Consider the following 18265-nt stretch of genomic DNA (forward strand, 5'->3'; position numbering starts at 1 on the left):
TAGGGGGAAAATATAAATGGATGAGGCTCCGTTGATTTTAAAGGATTTTTTAAGCTATATGGAAACTATTAAGGGTAAATCAAAAAGCACCGTAAAGGAGTATTTTTTTGATCTCCGCCTTTTTTTGCGTTTCATAAAAATTCATAAGGGTGTGGTTAAGGAAAAAAAGGTGCTTGACGAAATTCAAATAGATGATGTCACAGACGAGCTTATAAAATCAATAACCCTTAGTGACTTGTATTCGTATATGTCGTACATAAGCCGTGAAAGAAACAACAGCGCAAGCTCAAGAGCCAGAAAGGTAGCCAGCATAAAATCCTTTTTTACATATTTGACGAATAAGTCCAAAATACTTGACTACAATCCGGCATCCGAGCTTGAGTCTCCCAAAATATTAAAAAGACTTCCAAGATATCTGAATATAGAAGAGAGCGTACATCTTTTGCAGGCAATATCCGGAGAGCATAAGGAAAGAGACTACTGTATCATTACTCTTTTTCTCAATTGCGGGCTTCGGCTGTCGGAGCTTGTAAATATAAATATCAGCAATATTAAGGATGACGTGTTAACTGTAATAGGAAAGGGCGGAAAGGAAAGAACCATATACTTAAACAGTGCATGTGAGAATGCTGTATATGCGTATTTAAAGGTTCGCCCCAAGGAAGGTGTTTTTGACAGGAATGCTCTTTTCTTAAGCGAAAGGAAAAGAAGAATAAGCAATAAAACGGTACAGTATATTGTGAAAAAATATATAAAGCAGTCAGGTCTTGATCCTCAAAGGTATTCCACGCATAAGCTGAGGCATACCGCCGCCACTCTTATGTACAAGCATGGAAATGTCGATATAAGAGCTTTGCAGGAAATATTAGGCCATGAAAGCATATCTACAACGGAGATTTATACGCATGTTGACAGCCAGCAGCTAAGGGCAGCAGTTGAGAGCAATCCTCTCTCTTCCATCTCTCCTGCCGATAAGTCAAATAAAACAGATTAAATCCATATATTTACATATATCATTTGACAAAAAATATTTGTGTGGTATATACTTATTAAGGTTTGAGCAATTTTTTGTAAGCAGTTTTTGTAAAGGGATTTAAACACAAATTATTTAAACATAACAGAGGTTATTTTTTATGAATGCCAGAAAGTTCTATTTTACGCTTAGTTTCAGTATACTTACCTTTTTATTTATTTCAGGTATGCTTATACTCGCTTATATAGGAAGCACTGCTTCTGCCGAAGCCTTTCCCGGAGGAAACATACTGGGAGATTTTTTTGTAAGAAAGGACCCGGTAAATGTTCTTGTGCTGGGTGGAGATAAGGTAAATAAAAATACCGATACCATTATGGTTGTCAATTATAATCCTTCTACCTCACTGATTAACGTACTTTCCATTCCGAGAGATACAATGGTTAATATTAACGGAAGATCCCGCAAAATAAATTATGCCTATCCTCACGGAGGAATAGAGCAGGCTGTTAAAACCATAAGTAATCTGCTTAATATAAGCATCAATTATTATGTCTATATAGATACCTCTGTTTTCCGTGAGGTTATTGACCTTTTAGGGGGCATTGATTATAACGTGCCCGTGAATATGAAATATGATGACCCCACTCAGAATCTCCATATAAATTTGAAGAAGGGGCAGCAGCGTTTGTATGGAAAGGATGCCGAAGGTTTTATGCGCTTCAGAAAGCCCAACTCTTACAAAAGCAGTGATGCCGAGTTCAAGCAATACTATGACGGAAGTGACCTTAAAAGAATTGATGCGCAGCAAAGCTTTGTAAAGGAGGTCATAAGGCAAAAGGCCAATATTTCCTATCTTCCCAAGCTGAATTCAATTATTAATACTGTTTTTGATAAGCTGGAAACGAATGTTTCAATAAATGATGCCTTGCGTCTTTCAAATAACATAACCTCAGTAAAGCCTGATGCCGTTACCACCTTTAAGCTTTTAGGAGAGGATCGCATGTCAGGCGGAGCGTGGTATTACGTGTACAACGGAAAAATAATTAATAACTCTACAAAGGACACCTTTAATGCCGAAGATGTTCTGGAAGAATATTTCAAAGCAGCAGGAGAATTTTCAAATACTGTCAACACAGGTTCAAAGGCTGCCTTCTCTGAGGAGGCAGCCTCTGGCAGCACCTCTAAAATCAATACAAAGAAAAACCCGTCAAATGTGCAGTCAAGCATAAAGACGCAGTCCAAGACAAAACCATAAAAAATTAATAAATTGTTAAACAATTTATTTTATTTTTGGTCTATACTTAAAATGGCTTTTAAAATTATATGTAATGCATTTATAAATTAACGACATAAGAGGTTTGATATGAGCTTAACAAAATTTTCTCTGGTTACAACAACAATAATTATGACATTTCTTTTTGCTGTAGGCATTATAATGATTGGGTACATAAACACCAGTTCAAAAAGCACCTCTGCCGAAGGAGATTTAACTCAGTCGTCGGGCTTAGGAGGTATTATGAGCGGAATGGCAAAAGCCAGAGAGCCTGTAAATGTGCTGGTGATGGGAGGAGATAAGGTAAACGGCAACACCGATACCATACTGCTTGTAAATTTTGACCCCAATACAACAAAGACCAGTATCTTGTCCATTCCTAGGGACACCAGAGTTGTTTATAAGGGGTATCACAGAAAAATAAATTTTGCCTATCCCAGCGGAGGGGCTGAAGCCGCTGTAGACACCGTGCAGAATCTCCTTAACGTTAATGTAAAGTATTTTGTGTATATAGATACGGCAGTTTTCAGAAACATCATTGATGAGCTAGGTGGCATACAGGATTTCTATGTTCCGGCAGATATGGACTATGACGATGATACTCAGGGGCTGCACATTCATCTCAAGCGCGGAATACAGAACTTAGACGGAAAAAAGGCAGAGCAATTCATGAGATACAGGGGATACAACCGCAAGGTTAACGCGTTTTATGACGGCTCCGACATAAAGAGGATTGAGGCGCAGCAAAACCTTATAAATGAGCTTATAAGGCAAAAAGCATCAATACTCTATATACATAAATTCAATTCTGTTTTAGAGAAAATTTTTGACAGCCTTAAAACCAACATGACCTTAAGTGAGATATTAAGCCTTGCACAGAATATAAACAGTTTTAAGCCGGAAAACGTCAGCTTCTTTACTCTCCCCGGCGAAGCGCAGTACATAGATTCCATTTCCTATTATATACATGACAGGTATGAGACAGGCAATATGATGGTTGAAAGCTTCAATGCAGAGGGAGTATTTGACGCAAGCAAGCCCGTAACAGGCGGCAGCTATTATGAAGGCTATACCGGCACGGCTAAAGAGCCCTCTGAAGAAAAGAGCTACACAAAAAACAATCCTTCAAACAGTGAATCCAGTATAAAAAAGTCCCCTAAGCCCAAAGCCTAGAAATGTATGCCGGACGTCAAACTGCCCTCTGTCCATTAAGGATAGAGGGCAGTTTGACGTCCGGAGGGATAAAATTATTCCTTCGCGGTGTAAAATACCTTGTTCGCCCTGTAATTAATGAATATATCTATTTTGCTTGTTATCTCAAAGGGTGCGTGCATAGACAATATGGGCACTCCGCAGTCTATTACCTCCACACCCAGATTGGCTATATACTGAGCTATTGTTCCTCCCCCTCCCTGATCAACCTTTCCAAGCTCCCCGGTCTGCCATATTATCCCGTTGCTATTAAATAACCTTCTTACATACCCTACATATTCGGCATTTGCATCGCTTCCTCCCGATTTTCCCCGGGAGCCGGTATACTTTTGCACAACAAGGCCCTTTCCTAAATATGAGGCGTTTCTTTTTTCCTGCACCCCTTCATAGTTAGGGTCCACCCCGGGATTTACATCCGCCGAAAGCATACGGGAGTTCTTAAGGCATGTGCGAAGCACAATATCGGAATAGCTGTTATCGGTGTAAAAGCACAGGGAGGCAATAAAATTCTCAAATATAACCGACTCCGCCCCGGTATTCCCCATGCTGCCTATCTCCTCCTTGTCGGTGAGTATGCATACCGCCGTTTTTTCCGTGCTTTCGGTATCTAAAAGAGCCATAAGGGCACCGTATGCGCACACCCTGTCATCCTGTCCGTATGCCCCCACCATGCTTCTGTCAAAGCCAACGTCTCTGGCCTTGAATGCAGGCACAAGCTCAAGCTCGGCTGAAATGAAGTCCTCTTCGGTTATACCGTATTTATCGTTTAAAAGCCTTAACACATTAAGCTTTATCTTATCCTTTACTTTTTCATCCTCATAGGGAATGGAGCCGGCCAGTGCATTTAAGCCCTCCCCCGTTATTCCCTCACTCATTTTTTTCTGCATCTGGTCCGCCGCCAAGTGCGGGAGCAAATCTGTAATAGTGAAAACCTCGTCCTTTTCGTCCTCGCCTATATTTACGCTTACACATGAGCCGTCACCCTTAATTATTACACCGTGAAGCGCCAGAGGAATTGTCACCCATTGGTATTTTTTTATTCCCCCGTAATAGTGGGTTTTTAAGAATATCATGCCTGTATCCTCATATAGGGGATTCTGCTTTAAATCAATTCTGGGAGAATCTATGTGAGCTCCTATTATATTAACACCTTCACGCAGGGGCTTTGACCCTATTATGGCAAGCATTATGGATTTTCCCCTTATAACCTCATACACCTTCATTCCCGGCTTTAAGGCATTATTGTCTCCCACTGCCTTATCAATTGATATAAAGCCTGCGGATATGGCAGACTTCTCGGCCTCCGCAGCAAACTCTCTTTCTGTCTTTCCTATGTCAAGGAATTTCTTATAATTTTCAGAGAACTCAAAAACCTTCTTCTCATCATTCTTATTCTGCTTTTCCCACGCGTTTTCAAAGCTATGAGCCAGCTTTTCCTGCAGCTCCTGTCCCTTGGTTTTATTTTCCTTCATTATCATGTCCTCCAAAATTTATTATAAATATAGATAACGAACTGTAAAACTAAACATTTTCTTTTATCTAAAGGTTCGTTATCTCATATACTCTACGCACTCTTAACGAAATTTTATATTGAGTTTTAGAGTGCGTTGACTATAATTTTACCAGATATTTTTATTAAAATAAATTGTTTTTGTTGAGATTGCCCCTCCAAAAATGCTAACATATAAATAGCAGTCCTTAAGTATTTATTTTATGCAATAACAATTATTAATATTTATCGGAGGTATTTGATGATTGACAGCCATGTACACAGCAATTTTTCGGGAGATAGCGAAATGCCTGTGGAGGATGCCTGCACAAAGGCTATGGAAGCAGGCCTTGACGGTCTTGCCTTTACAGATCACCTTGACATTGACTATCCGCACCAGAGCCCCGACTTTGACATAGACTTTGAAGTATATTCTCATTGCATGGACTCGGTAAAGGAAAGATACCGCAAAAAGCTTAAGGTGCTAAAGGGTATAGAGGTGGGAATACAGCCACATACAATAGAGCCGTCGCTGGAAATAGTGAGGAAATATGACTTCGATTTTGTTATATCCTCAGTACATGTAATAGATGGTCAGGACCCTTACTATGGAGATTACTTCAACGGAAAAACAAGACAACAGGCGTTTATGAGGTATTTACAGGCGGTGTTGCACTGCGTTTCCAGCTTTAAGGATTATGATGTTGCAGGACATATAGGCTATGTCAGAAGATATGGTGGTTATGACGACAAGACGCTAAGATATTCCGACTACCACGAAATACTTGACGAGATACTTAAGACAATTATTTCCTCCGGAAAAGGAATAGAAATAAACTCTTCGGGCTACAGAGTGGGGCTTGGCTCTCCAGTTCCTGATTATGACATCGTGGAGCGCTATATTAAGCTTGGGGGAGAAATAATTTCGGTAGGGTCTGACGCCCACTGCCGAGAGCACATAGGGCACAGCTTTCCGGCTGTAAAAGCCGCTCTTCAGAGCCTGGGAGTTAAATATACAGCTCATTTTGAAAAGAGGCGGGCTGTGTTTGACCGTATATAAATTATGTTGTGCCACAGCAGCAGATTGGGTAAAATATCATTATATATAAAGCTTATATTTTCAATCCATTAAATATTAAAAACGGTGAATGAAAGGAGTGTTTAACAATGCCATTACCAAATCAAGAAAGAAAATATACTTATGCCGATTATTTAACGTGGCCTGAAGGTGAAAGATGGGAGATTATTGACGGAGTGCCTTATATGCAAGCCGCACCTTTGAGAATACATCAGGAAATATCAATGGAGTTATCCACACAGCTTCATACTTATTTAAAGGGCAAAACATGCCGTGTTTTTGCTGCACCCTTTTGCGTGAGGTTAGATGTAAAAAAGGCTGACAGCAATATTAAGAATGTGGTTGAGCCTGATATAACAATTGTCTGCGACAGTTCAAAGCTTGATGAACGAGGTTGCAGCGGCTCACCGGACATGATTATTGAGATATTGTCTCCGGCATCAGGCAAAATCGACAAGCTTATAAAATTCAATAAGTATGAAAAGGCCGGAGTAAAAGAGTATTGGATTGTAGAGCCTGATCAAAAGCTTGTAAGTGTATTTATCCTACAGTCAAATGGCAGTTATGGCAGACCTGAGATATACTCAGAGGAAAATAAAATCACAGTATCAATTTTCCCAGACCTTAATATTGACCTAAAACCAGTCTTTGATAGAGAGTAATTAGAGAGTAATCCTTGCCCCATAGGGCAAAAAAAGCAGGCGTGCTTTTAATGTGCCCTGCTCAAAATAGTGCCTCCGCCCACCACAATATCATCCTCATAAAACACAACCGACTGGCCGGGAGTTATGGCTCTTACAGGCTCATCAAACACTACCCTTACTCTCCCGCCCTCCATAGGGTAAATGCTTGCCCATAATTCCGATGCCGAATATCTTACCTTGGCTTTTACTCTCATCTCATCCGTCAGGCCGTCAATTGAAATAAAATTCATGTCCTCTGCTATAAGCCCCGTAGAAAAAACTTCTGATTCATCACCCAATACGACGGTATTTGACGCGGCATCTATTTCCGCAACGAACATAGGCTTCCCAAAGGCAATCCCAAGCCCCTTCCTTTGCCCTATTGTATAATGCACTATTCCCCTATGCTTTCCTAAGACATTTCCCGAAACATCTACGAAATTGCCCGGCACAATTCTGTGCTGGGTGTTTTTGCTTATAAATGAAGCATAGTCATTATCCTCTACAAAGCATATTTCCTGACTGTCGGGCTTAGAGGCTACAGCAAGTCCTATTTCGGCAGCAATCTCTCTTATTCTGTCCTTAGTATAGTCACCTATGGGCATCAGCGTCCTTGCCAGTTGAGCTTGCGTAAGGTTGTACAAGGCATAGGTCTGATCCTTTTTATCTGTAACCGACTTTTTCAGAAGAAATCTCCCCCGCTTTTCACAGTACTCAATTTTAGCATAATGACCCGTAGAAATGTAGTCTATGCCCATGGCTCCAGCTTTTTTAAGCATTGCGTCAAACTTGACATGCCTGTTGCAGGCTATGCACGGGTTAGGAGTCCGCCCCTTTATGTACTCCTCCTTGAAATAGTCCACAACCCTGCGCTGGAATACATCCTTGAAGTTCATAACATAATAGGGTATTCCAAGCCTGTCCGCAACCCTTCTGGCATCATCAACAGCAGAGAGAGAGCAGCAGCCCCCCTCGCTCTTTTGGACCTCCTCGTCCATATCAGGCCATATTTGCATTGTTACTCCTATAACCTCATAACCCTTTTGCAATAATACAGCGGCAGCTACAGAACTATCCACGCCGCCGCTCATACCAACCATAACACTTTTCTTTGCCATTATATATCTTCCGTTTCAAATATATTATTTACAATACCCGCATCCCGTAGCCCAAATTATCATCAGTCTTCTTCTTCAAGGTGATGGTGTATGTCGTCGCATCTCCTGCTGCAGGCAGTGGATTCCGTGGAGCTGTCAAGCAGCCCGTTTTTCTTCTTATAATCCTCAAGGGCGGCACGTATTGCTTCCTCCGCAAGATTGGAGCAATGCATTTTTACAGGAGGCAGACCGTCTAAAGCCTCAGCTACAGCCTTATTTGTGATCATAAGTGCTTCATCCACAGTCTTGCCTACAACCAGCTCTGTAGCCATACTGCTTGTTGCAACGGCGGCTCCGCATCCGAAGGTTTTGAATTTTGCATCTGTGATTATATTATCCTCTATCTTAAGATACATTTTCATTATATCTCCGCATTTTGCATTTCCAACCTGACCCACTCCGTCGGCATTTTCTATTTCTCCTACATTTCTTGGATTCATAAAGTGATCCATGACCTTATCACTATACATAATATTCCTTCTTTCTATATTCATTTAAGTAGGCTTAATCAACGCTTAAGCCTTATTTGCAAGTGCCTCATAAAGAGGAGACATCTCTCTTAAGCGTCCCACAATCATTGGAAGCACCTCCATAAGGTAATCGACATCCTGATGGGTGTTTTGCTCCCCAAAGGTTATCCGCAGGGAGCCATGAGCAATCTCATGCGGCAGCCCTATGGCAAGAAGCACATGAGACGGATCTAAAGACCCTGAGGTGCAAGCAGATCCACTTGAGGCAGCAATACCTTTCAGATCAAGCATTAACAGCAGCGACTCTCCCTCAATGTACTGAAAAGAAAAGTTAACATTCCCGGGAAGCCTTTTGTTCCTGTCACCGTTAAGCTTTATAAAAGGAACTTTTTTAGTAATTTCGTCTATTGTTCTGTCTCTTAAATCAACAAGCTTTTTATTATAAGCTTCAATGTTAGCTGACGCAAGCTCTATAGCCTTGCCCATGCCCACAATCCCCGCAATATTTTCCGTGCTGGCCCTCCTGCCTCGCTCCTGTGCTCCCCCGTGAAGATAAGAGGCAAGCTTGACACCCTTCCTTACATACAATGCACCTACGCCCTTCGGCCCATAAAACTTATGCGCTGAAAGGGAAAGCAAGTCAATATTCATGTCATTAACCTTTATGTCGATATTACCGATTGCCTGTACAGCATCGGTATGAAAATAAATTCCCTTTTCCCTTGCAATGCTGCCTATTTCAGCTATGGGCTGTATTGTCCCTATTTCATTATTTGCAAACATTACCGTTATCAGTATAGTTGTAGGCTTTATCGCCGCCCTCACCTGCTCTGCGGTTATAAGCCCGTTTTCATCCACCGGCAGGTAGGTAACCTCAAAGCCGTCGCTTTCCAAGTACTGGCAGGTATGCAACACTGCGTGATGCTCTATCGCAGTGGTTATAATGTGATTACCCTTGCTCTTGTTTGAATATGCCACTCCCTTTATTGCCCAGTTGTCGGACTCGGAACCCGAGCCGGTAAAAAATATCTCTCTGGGCTGAGCCCCAATCGCCGCCGCCACCTTGTCTCTTGCCTCTTCAATAGCCTTTTTGCTCTCCCTCCCTATAGAATATATCGAAGACGCATTTCCAAACTTATGGGTAAAGTATGGAAGCATGGCCTCAAGTACCTCAGGCTTTACAGGAGTTGTTGACGCGTGATCAAAATAAATAAATTTATCCTCCATATATATTCTCCTTAAAAAAATATTAAGCTGCTTAAACCCATCTTTGTTTTGTTCTATTTATTCCCGCCATATAAGACAGCTAAACACTAAAATGAGCTTCTTATACGACAGTTTTTACAGTGGTATATTTAAATATAATAGGTGAAAAATTCATCACCACTGTTTGCTTTTCTATAATCCTCAAGCAGGTCGGCCAGAGTCATGGAATCCACCACCTCATTGACCTTGTCCCTTATCTTTTCCCATACAAGCTTTGTAACACATTTTCCCGACTTGCTGCAATAGAGTGGTTCGGAAGAGTCGGTAACACACTCGGTAGGGGCAAGAGAACCTTCCAGAGCCCTTAAAACAGATCCTACGGTTATATTATCGGGAGTTTGCGAAAGGATATACCCCCCCTGTGCTCCCCGTATGCTTTTTACAAGCTCTGCCTTTTTTAAAATTGCAAAAAGCTGTTCCAGGTAATTTTCCGAAAGTCCCTGTCTCTCAGCAATGGTTTTCAAGGCCACCTGACCCTCCGAATCGTGCAGTGCCAAATCCAGCATAGCCTTAAGTCCATATCTTCCCTTTGTGGAAAGCTTCATTTTCACCCCTCCTAGTATCCAAAGCAAAGCTATAGCTTATAAAATAATGTTAAATATTGAGGCCCTCTTTTCAATCCCAAGTATAATACTTGGGATTCATGTTATAAGGTTAGCACTATGTTAATTACTTGTCAATACCGAATTTCATCTTTTACTCGTACGGAACGCCAGACTGTGTGAAAACCCTAAAATTGTTTGGAAAATTGCAGCTTGCCACCGCTGCGGCATCATGGGGTACGGTTCTTCTGCTTTCCTTTCAGTCCTACGCTGCGCTACGGAAGCATAAGATCCGTCCCCAAGATTCCTCCGCTGTTTTTCTGCAAGGACAAAGCTTTACAATTTCATTCAAAATAGTTTTCACACAGCCTGCCGCCCCCTGTGGCGTTCCGTGCCCCCAGCGGGTGTTACGGCGCACTAAGGCGGAATGCCACGGGGGGCATTCCCTACGAGGGCGCACCAAGGCCCCTTTAAATCAGGCTTTCATAGCACCGCATTCGCAGCATTTTGTCTATTGTTTCAATGCTCTTGCCCTGACAGTTCAGCATGAACACTCCATAGCTGGTCCTCTGTCCCATGCTCTGCTGAGGCATGTTGTTTGTTGAGATGTATGACATCTCAAATGAGCTTCCCTGATACACCACTGCGTCTATGGGATAATTATAGCTCTCAGGATCAACTACCTGATGCCCTTTTAGCTTAAGCCCCTCTATAACATCCTTTAAATGCTTCTGAACGGCAATAATTATAAATACCACCTCCGGCTAATGCATGTATTTATAGTTATTAGCCGAACATAACTGTCGTATTCAAAATCATTTTTTATTTTTTGGGAATATGCTTATTGAAATTATAAATGCCACTGCGACTATGGCATAGACAGTGAGACTTGCTGTTCTGTGATATCCTATAAACAAAATATTGACAATGAGCAGCACAAAGCCTGCTAACAGCACAAATGCGGCAATTCTTCTTATCATACCTTTTCTCCCTTTCCAAAGCTCCTTCTTTTGTCCAGCCATTCCTTTATTCTCGCTTCATAGCCGTTTGAGGAGGGCTTGTAGTAAACCGTACCCCTCATTTCCTCCGGAAGGTACTCCTGATGCACTATGTTCCCCGGATAATCATGTGCGTACTTATATCCCTCTCCATACCCAAGCTCCTTCATTCCCTTTGCCGCCGCATTCCTTAAATGCATGGGAACCTCCCCCGTGCGCTTTAACTTTATATCCTCAAGGGCATTGTCTAAAGCCACATAGCAGGAGTTGGATTTAGGGCTCGACGCAACCATCACCGCCGCGTGAGACAATATTATTCTTGCCTCGGGCATTCCTATCATGCGTACGGCTTCAGCGGCGGAAACGGCCACCATAAGCGCATTGGGATTTGCCATTCCCACATCCTCGGAGGCGCAAATTATAATCCGTCTGGCCAAAAATTCAGCATCCTCTCCCGCATAAATAGCCCTTGCCAGATAGAAAACCGTCGCATCAGGGTCACTTCCCCGCATGGACTTAATAAAAGCACTTATATTATCGTAGTGGCTCTCACCGGACTTATCAAACGTCACCGCCCTTTTTTGCACACACTCCTCAATTGTCTCTAAGTTAATGCAAATTGCACCGGTACTGTCGGGATGAGCCGTCATAACGGCAAGCTCAAGGGAATTGAGCGCTATTCTGGCATCCCCGCCGCACACTGCGGCAAGGTATGAAAGAGCATTTTCGTCAAAATTTATATCATAGCTGCCATAGCCCCTGTCTGCATCGCAAACGGCATTCTTCAGCACTTTTTTTATATCCTCCTCAGTCAATGGCTTCAGCATAAAAACAGAGGATCTTGATATAAGCGCCTTGTTGACCTCAAAGAAAGGGTTTTCGGTAGTGGCTCCTATAAGCACTATTGTCCCGTTTTCTACATATGGGAGGAGTGCGTCCTGCTGCGACTTGTTAAATCTGTGTATTTCATCTATAAACAGCACAGTCCTTCCCTTGGGATTTAACAAAGGATTCTGGGCATCCGAAACAACTCTCTTAATATCGGCAACTCCTGCCGTTACGGCATTGAGCTTTTCAAAGTTTGCCCGGGTGGTAGAGGCAATAATCCTTGCGAGAGATGTCTTGCCCGTTCCCGGAGGGCCATAAAGCAATATTGACGATATGCGATCGGCCTTAATCATCCTGTAGAGCATCTTTCCAGGGCCTATAATATGCTGCTGCCCCACATAATCCTCTATTGTGCGAGGGCTCATCCTATAGGCCAAGGGTTCTTTTCTGTCAATCATAGTTTTCACCTTAAAACACATTAATTATATAGCCGGTTTTTACTTGAAGCTGAAGGAGCTCCATATATCCTGTATTTCCTTCACATTCTTTTCAGAGGCAAAGAGGTCGGGCACCATATAGTACAGGCAGTAGGAATAATCCTTTCCGTCCATAACATAAATTTCAACATCCGCGTATACCTCATCGGTATCATTTTGATACCTGTAAGTATAATTTCGGATAGAAGCACCCTTCTGACTTATAGTTTTCTTGCCCACAAGCTTGACTTTATCCTTGTCCGCCGTAAAATATGACACCGATCTGAATTTGTTTTCATCCTCAAGATTTCTTGTAATTGCAGTGTTTTTTATAGACTCAACCGACATATATATATTACTCCTGCTGTTTCCAAATGTCACAGACATTTCGTCATAGCTTTCCGAGGCCGTCCAGTATCCGGGAAGCTTAAGCTTCCAATTTCCGCTCTTGTCCTCGTAATTTGTAATGTCATCATTCTTTCCCACTCTGTTTATGGAATCGGAGTCCTCATTAGAATTAATAATCCTGCTTATATCCTCTTCACTGTTCTTTGCACTATACCTAAGGGATGAAATCATGCTGTTATATTTGTTCTTATTAGTCTGATACTTGCTTTCTGGGCATTTTATTTCAATATCGAACAGCACATTGCCCTGCATAAACAGGTTTTCCTCAAAAACATACCTGTTTCCATTAAAGTCAATCTCATAGCAAAGCTTGTTTACTTTCAGACCCCCAAGCTCCAGCTCTTCAGATTTTATAAACCTGTAATATTTGGAATTAAAATTAGAAGAGTAGCCCTGCTTTATTTCCTCTATATATTTATTCATATCTTCAACCTTACCCACAGACAGAGGCGATATCGACATATACTCCTTCATATCAGAGCCCACCATCAATGAGTAAGGGTCATACAAGTACCTGTCATTAATGTAGTCCCATTCGGGGAACACGTCGATTGAAAATCCGTAAACAGAGTCTTCAAGCCTCGCTGTCCCGCCGGATACTCTCGAGGTGTCGTAGACATCCTTTTCGTCCCCCTTAAATCCAAGTGAAAAGGAATTCACCACAGACTTACAGAACACATTTTCCTTAAGCCTTCCCGGATTAATCTCCTCATACGAGGAAATTTCAAGGCTGTAGACATATCCCCCCGATATATATATTCTCTGAAGGACTGAGCCCTTATAGTGGCTATTTGCAAGTATTTCCGCATAAGATGGTGCTGCGGTATCGTTTATCGACCAGTCAACAACCTTTTTTTCGCCTCCCATGCCATAGCTCTTCTTTTGAAGCTTTATATCATTTACAATATCCTCAAGCTTTTTGCCCCTGTCAACACCTACAGAAACATCAATTGCAATTCCCCTCTGTTGGTTTGCTACAGAGATATCCCTTGAGGAAAAGCTTGTGCTGACTATCTGAGAGCCCTTGGGTATGCTCATGCTCCAGCCGAAATAGCTGTTTCCAATCCTGGGCTTTGAAATGCTCCCTATAACAGTCGAAAAATCGCTTATTGCTCCGTCATCCTCCAGAATAAACGTAAAGCTTTTGTTATCCTTTGCCACTGCCATCCGCCCTCCGAAATTCTCAGTCACAAGCTCCGATGGAACCATGGCTATAGTGTTTACGTACTCGGAAGCTGAAGAAAGCTTTTTCCCGGCTCCGTTCACACTGTAATCGGCGCTGCCCACAAGCATATCCAGCATTACATCCCTGTATACAATATTTACTTTCCCTTTTCCCAGGAAATTAACCTCTGCGCCGTAAGCCTCCATAACAGACCTCAGAGGAACAAAAAACACCCCGTTTTTTGTATACGGAGCCTGACATGGGTATGTATGTCCGTCTATCAACAGCTTATCACTTCCGAGCTGAAGCTTTATCTCCAGAATATCGCCGCTTTCTGCCGCCGCAGGCATAATGCAGAGGCACAGCATGAAAAGGCAGACTGCAAATGAAATTATTTTTTTCATAAATATAGTATTCCTCTCTTAAAAATTATTTAGCGCCGGCCTTCTCATCTCCGAAGGTCACTTTTATTTCCGACTGCACATCATCCCTGCTTATTTTAAAAACACAGGTGCTGCCCGGAAGATAGCTTTTCATTTTCTCATTAAAATCTACAATTGCAGTAATATCCTCTCCATCTATGCTAAGAATTATATCATCCGCCATAAGCCCGCTCTTTTCAGCAGGGGAGCCCTTTTCAACCTCGGTTACAGTCAGCCCCTCCATAGACGGAAGCCCGTACCTGGCGGCTATGCCCTCCATAAATAACACCCCTAAATACGGCCTTCTTATCTCTCCGTACTTCATAAAATGATCTATTGCATATTTAACGGTATCAACGGGTATTGAGAAGGTAAGCCCCTCAACACCGATGCCGGTATACTTTACACTGTTTATTCCGATAACCTTTCCCTGCATATTAACTATCGGCCCGCCGCTGTTGCCGCCGTTTATTGCCGCATCCGACTGGATGAATTTATAATCGCTCTGTATTGATCTGTTCAGTCCGCTTATTATGCCCTTTGTAGCGGAATTTCTTAACGAAAGGGACAGAGGGGTTCCAATTGCAATAACCTCTTCTCCCACCTGTATATCCGATACATCTCCCAGCACTGCAGGAGTAAGAGCACCTTTATCAATTTTTATAACGGCAAGATCAGTCCTGTCATCCAGTGCCTTAAGACGCGCCTGATAAGCCTTCCCGTTGGACAGCACTACAATTATGTTTTCCATATCCTGAACAACGTGGGCATTCGTTATAATATATCCGTTGGACTTAAAAATAACACCTGTCCCAAAAGCCATGCCGTCTCCGCTTCCATCCTCCCATGAGCTGCTGCCGGGCTTGACGTTTCCTATTATTCCGACGACAGAAGGACTTACCTTGCTTATCACCTGAGCTGTTGTGTTTTTATTTTCACTTCTTTCAATATACAATGCTTTTTTATCGGCGGACAGCCTCATATTCGCTTCAAGCCTATCCGCAAGCTGTTTCGCCGGAATATACAGCTCCCCGTTAATTTGTCCGGCTTCACCGATAAGCTCATTGTTTACGAATATGCTTATGCCTGAAGCTAATGAATTTACCGGCTGTACAGCTATGAATAAAGCTGCTAACACCGCCGTTGCTATAACACATGCCTGTCTTTTTTTCATCAGATGCTCCTCCAAATTCTGGTGCAAAATAATAAAGCTCTAAAAAATACTGTCATATTAGATTATATCATGTATATTCCAAAATAATAAGAGTATTATACAACAAAAGGGCAGCCCGGCATGGGTGCCCCATAAAACAAAGCCTTTATTAATATAACGGATTTCTGCCGCAGAGTGCTTTTACAGACTCAACAACCTTTTCCTTTGAGTTCTCAAAATCAGTTATTGCCATATGAATAATTTCCGCAATCTGTATCATATCCTCCTCGTTCATTCCCCTTGCGGTAACAGCAGGAGTGCCTATTCTTATGCCGCTTGTTACGAACGGGCTCTGGGTATCATAGGGTATGCCGTTTTTGTTTACCGTTATAAATACCTCATCTAGCATATGCTGCGCCTGTTTTCCTGTAACCCCCATATTTGTAAGGTCTACAAGCATAAGGTGATTGTCGGTTCCGTTGGATACAAGCTCAAAGCCCTTTTCAATAAGAGCATTAGCCAGAGCATTTGCATTTTTTACAATCTGTGTTTGGTACTGGCTGAAGTTCTTGGACAAAACCTCTTTGAAGTTTACCGCTTTTGCCGCTATAACATGCATGAGAGGCCCTCCCTGAAGTCCCGGGAACACGGCACTGTCAATCACCTTGGCAAACTCCTCCCTGCAAAGCACCATGCCGCCGCGCGGACCGCGGAGAGTTTTATGCGTTGTAGTGGTAACAAAGTGAGCATACGGCACGGGATTGGGATGAAGTCCTGCGGCTACAAGTCCGGCAATATGCGCCATATCAACCATCAGGTATGCCCCCGTTTCCTCGGCAATCTCCCCAAACGCTTTAAAATCAATGATTCTGGGATAAGCGCTTGCACCTGCTACTATAAGCTTTGGCTTATGCTCCTTAGCAAGCTTTCTTACCTCGTCATAGTCAATTCTGGAATCATTTTTTCTAACACCATAGGGTATAACGTTGTAGTATTTTCCTGAAATATTTTTAGGCATCCCATGGCTTAAATGTCCTCCATGGGCAAGATTCATTCCGAGAACAGTGTCTCCGGGGTTCAGCACAGCAAAGAATACCGCCATATTTGCCTGAGCGCCGGAATGAGGCTGGACATTGGCATGGTCCGCTCCGAAAATCTCTTTTGCCCTGTCTATTGCGAGCTTTTCTATTACATCAACATGCTCACAACCCCCATAGTATCTCTTGCCGGGGTAGCCCTCGGCGTACTTGTTTGTTAATGGGGTGCCTAAAGCCTCCATAACGGCGGGACTGACAAAATTCTCGGAAGCAATGAGCTCAATTTTATTTCTCTGGCGTGAAACCTCATCTTCAATAGCCTTTGCAACCTCCATGTCGACTTTGCTTAATTCATTCAGACTGTACATACAGTAATCCTCCTAAAGTATATTCTGATACTGCTAAACAATAATAAAGCCAAACCTTTCTAAAAGATTTGACTCCCTTGTAACAATCAACCGCTAACACTGAAAACAGCTTGATACATTTCGCCGTAAATAGTCTTGAAGGAGTATTTCAAAGCCTGCAAATCACCCGCCGGATAAAATTTCCGTCACAGGGCACTGGCTTTTTCAATCAAATTATAATGGTATTTACAATGTATGTCAATTATATATAAAAAATTTATCGAATTTCCGCAGCTTATGGGGCTATTATGTGGCTTTATAAAGCTCGTCGGTTCCCGGCTGGCTCACAAGCTCCTTTTTGCCCCGAGATATTATAAACGTCTCTTTATCCTCAGTCATTTTTCCGATTCTTGAAGCTTTTATGCCCGAGGCTTCAAGTGCCTTTAGCATCTCATTCCCGTTTTTGCAGGCTATAAGCATACAACCGCTTGAAATTAATTTTAAAGGGTCTATATCAAAAATATTGCATATTTTTTGGGTAATATCCTCCACCGGTATGCTTTCACGGTAAATCTCAGCCCCAAGGCCCGAGGCCGTGGCTACCTCCCAGACGGCGCCCAGTATTCCTCCCTCCGTCACATCGTGCATTGCGGATGCTCCTAATTTCCCGGCTATGACACCTTCCTTTACAACACTGAGGCTGCCGGTAAAACCCTTTGCCCTTTCAATATCATGGGCATCAAGCCTTTCAAGCAAAAAGTCCTCCCTGTCATGAGCTATTATGGCGGTACCTTCAATTCCGGCAGATTTTGTAATAATTATGTCGTCTCCCGGGTTGGCACCCGAGGATACAACCAGCTTGTCCTTGAGTACCTTTCCAACAGAGGTAGTGGTGATAACGAAGCGGTTTACGGCATCCGTAACCTCGGTATGCCCTCCAAGTATATCAACCCCTATTGACGCTGCGGTATCACAAATCTGCCCCATTATTTCATCAAACTCCTTTTCGGAGGCATATACCGGAGCAAGTATGGTGACCAGCAGACCTAAAGGCTCAACTCCGCAGGTTGCCACATCATTGCATGAAACATGCACGGCAAGGCGGCCTATTTCATTCGACGCTCCCGTTATTGGATCGGAGGACATGACACAGGAATACTCGCCAAAATCTATGGCACAGCAATCCTCCCCTATCCCCGGCCGCACAAGAATGTCGTTTCTAAAATGCTTTATTTTATTTAATATAATATTTTGAAGCATATCGTTAGGCAGTTTGCCTATTTCCACA

General features: G+C 42.6%; 17 protein-coding genes. 5 read left to right on the forward strand and 12 right to left on the reverse strand.

Annotation, left to right across the window (positions count from 1 at the left end):
• The first annotated feature begins 16 nt into the window (after positions 1 to 16).
• From DFR58_RS09330 to DFR58_RS09340, 3 genes are all read left to right on the forward strand, one after another.
• Positions 17 to 994: a tyrosine recombinase XerC gene (locus DFR58_RS09330; protein WP_114297574.1), complete on the forward strand. Its 978-nt coding sequence runs from the start codon at positions 17 to 19 to the stop codon at positions 992 to 994.
• 139 nt (positions 995 to 1133) lie between these two features.
• Entirely contained in the window at positions 1134 to 2228 is a 1095-nt protein-coding gene (locus tag DFR58_RS09335; protein ID WP_114297575.1) for an LCP family protein, read from the forward strand.
• A gap of 108 nt (positions 2229 to 2336) precedes the next feature.
• Positions 2337 to 3419 carry an LCP family protein gene (locus DFR58_RS09340; protein ID WP_114297576.1) on the forward strand — a complete coding sequence of 361 codons (1083 nt, stop codon included), beginning with the start codon at positions 2337 to 2339 and terminating at the stop codon, positions 3417 to 3419.
• A gap of 74 nt (positions 3420 to 3493) precedes the next feature.
• On the opposite strand, the gene DFR58_RS09345 is transcribed toward DFR58_RS09340, so the two are convergent.
• Entirely contained in the window at positions 3494 to 4930 is a 1437-nt protein-coding gene (locus DFR58_RS09345) for an aminopeptidase (protein ID WP_114297577.1), read from the reverse strand.
• Positions 4931 to 5209: 279 nt separating this feature from the next.
• Here DFR58_RS09345 and DFR58_RS09350 point away from each other — a divergent pair, with 279 nt between their 5' ends.
• Together DFR58_RS09350 and DFR58_RS09355 are read left to right on the forward strand one after the other, a co-directional pair.
• Positions 5210 to 6007 (forward strand): histidinol-phosphatase HisJ family protein, encoded by a 798-nt coding sequence (locus DFR58_RS09350; protein ID WP_114297578.1) that lies wholly within the window; start codon positions 5210 to 5212, stop codon positions 6005 to 6007.
• Positions 6008 to 6114: 107 nt separating this feature from the next.
• Positions 6115 to 6687 carry a Uma2 family endonuclease gene (locus DFR58_RS09355; protein WP_114297579.1) on the forward strand — a complete coding sequence of 191 codons (573 nt, stop codon included), beginning with the start codon at positions 6115 to 6117 and terminating at the stop codon, positions 6685 to 6687.
• A 47-nt stretch (positions 6688 to 6734) separates the two neighbouring features.
• Here the strand turns inward: DFR58_RS09355 and mnmA are convergent, their stop codons facing one another.
• The 11 genes from mnmA to DFR58_RS09405 all read right to left on the reverse strand — a co-directional run bounded on the left by mnmA (position 6735) and on the right by DFR58_RS09405 (position 18264).
• A complete protein-coding gene (gene mnmA, locus DFR58_RS09360; RefSeq protein ID WP_114297580.1) occupies positions 6735 to 7826 on the reverse strand; it encodes a tRNA 2-thiouridine(34) synthase MnmA in 1092 nt (363 codons plus the stop codon).
• A gap of 62 nt (positions 7827 to 7888) precedes the next feature.
• Positions 7889 to 8338 carry a Fe-S cluster assembly scaffold protein NifU gene (gene nifU, locus DFR58_RS09365; protein WP_479722736.1) on the reverse strand — a complete coding sequence of 150 codons (450 nt, stop codon included), beginning with the start codon at positions 8336 to 8338 and terminating at the stop codon, positions 7889 to 7891.
• A 42-nt stretch (positions 8339 to 8380) separates the two neighbouring features.
• The gene (gene nifS, locus DFR58_RS09370; protein ID WP_114297582.1) at positions 8381 to 9562 is read right to left on the reverse strand and encodes a cysteine desulfurase NifS; all 1182 of its coding nucleotides are present in this window, start codon (positions 9560 to 9562) and stop codon (positions 8381 to 8383) included.
• Positions 9563 to 9690: 128 nt separating this feature from the next.
• Positions 9691 to 10146, reverse strand: a complete 456-nt coding sequence (locus DFR58_RS09375; RefSeq protein ID WP_114297583.1) for an RrF2 family transcriptional regulator — start codon at positions 10144 to 10146, stop codon at positions 9691 to 9693.
• A 467-nt stretch (positions 10147 to 10613) separates the two neighbouring features.
• Positions 10614 to 10901 carry a YkuS family protein gene (locus tag DFR58_RS09380; protein ID WP_114297584.1) on the reverse strand — a complete coding sequence of 96 codons (288 nt, stop codon included), beginning with the start codon at positions 10899 to 10901 and terminating at the stop codon, positions 10614 to 10616.
• 57 nt (positions 10902 to 10958) lie between these two features.
• Complete coding sequence (locus DFR58_RS21830) at positions 10959 to 11123, reverse strand: hypothetical protein (RefSeq protein ID WP_170138100.1); 165 nt, start codon at positions 11121 to 11123, stop codon at positions 10959 to 10961.
• Positions 11120 to 12427 carry a replication-associated recombination protein A gene (locus DFR58_RS09385; protein WP_114297585.1) on the reverse strand — a complete coding sequence of 436 codons (1308 nt, stop codon included), beginning with the start codon at positions 12425 to 12427 and terminating at the stop codon, positions 11120 to 11122. Before DFR58_RS09385 ends, DFR58_RS21830 begins: the two co-directional genes overlap by 4 nt.
• A gap of 39 nt (positions 12428 to 12466) precedes the next feature.
• Positions 12467 to 14422 carry a copper amine oxidase N-terminal domain-containing protein gene (locus tag DFR58_RS09390; protein ID WP_114297586.1) on the reverse strand — a complete coding sequence of 652 codons (1956 nt, stop codon included), beginning with the start codon at positions 14420 to 14422 and terminating at the stop codon, positions 12467 to 12469.
• 25 nt (positions 14423 to 14447) lie between these two features.
• Positions 14448 to 15614 carry a S1C family serine protease gene (locus DFR58_RS09395; protein ID WP_114297587.1) on the reverse strand — a complete coding sequence of 389 codons (1167 nt, stop codon included), beginning with the start codon at positions 15612 to 15614 and terminating at the stop codon, positions 14448 to 14450.
• 148 nt (positions 15615 to 15762) lie between these two features.
• Positions 15763 to 16998, reverse strand: a complete 1236-nt coding sequence (locus DFR58_RS09400; RefSeq protein ID WP_114297588.1) for a serine hydroxymethyltransferase — start codon at positions 16996 to 16998, stop codon at positions 15763 to 15765.
• A gap of 285 nt (positions 16999 to 17283) precedes the next feature.
• Positions 17284 to 18264, reverse strand: a complete 981-nt coding sequence (locus DFR58_RS09405) for an AIR synthase family protein (protein ID WP_114297589.1) — start codon at positions 18262 to 18264, stop codon at positions 17284 to 17286.
• Between the last annotated feature and the right edge of the window lies 1 nt (position 18265).

This window comes from Anaerobacterium chartisolvens (assembly GCF_003337415.1).
In the GTDB taxonomy this organism is placed as follows: Bacteria; Bacillota; Clostridia; order Acetivibrionales; family DSM-27016; genus Anaerobacterium; species Anaerobacterium chartisolvens.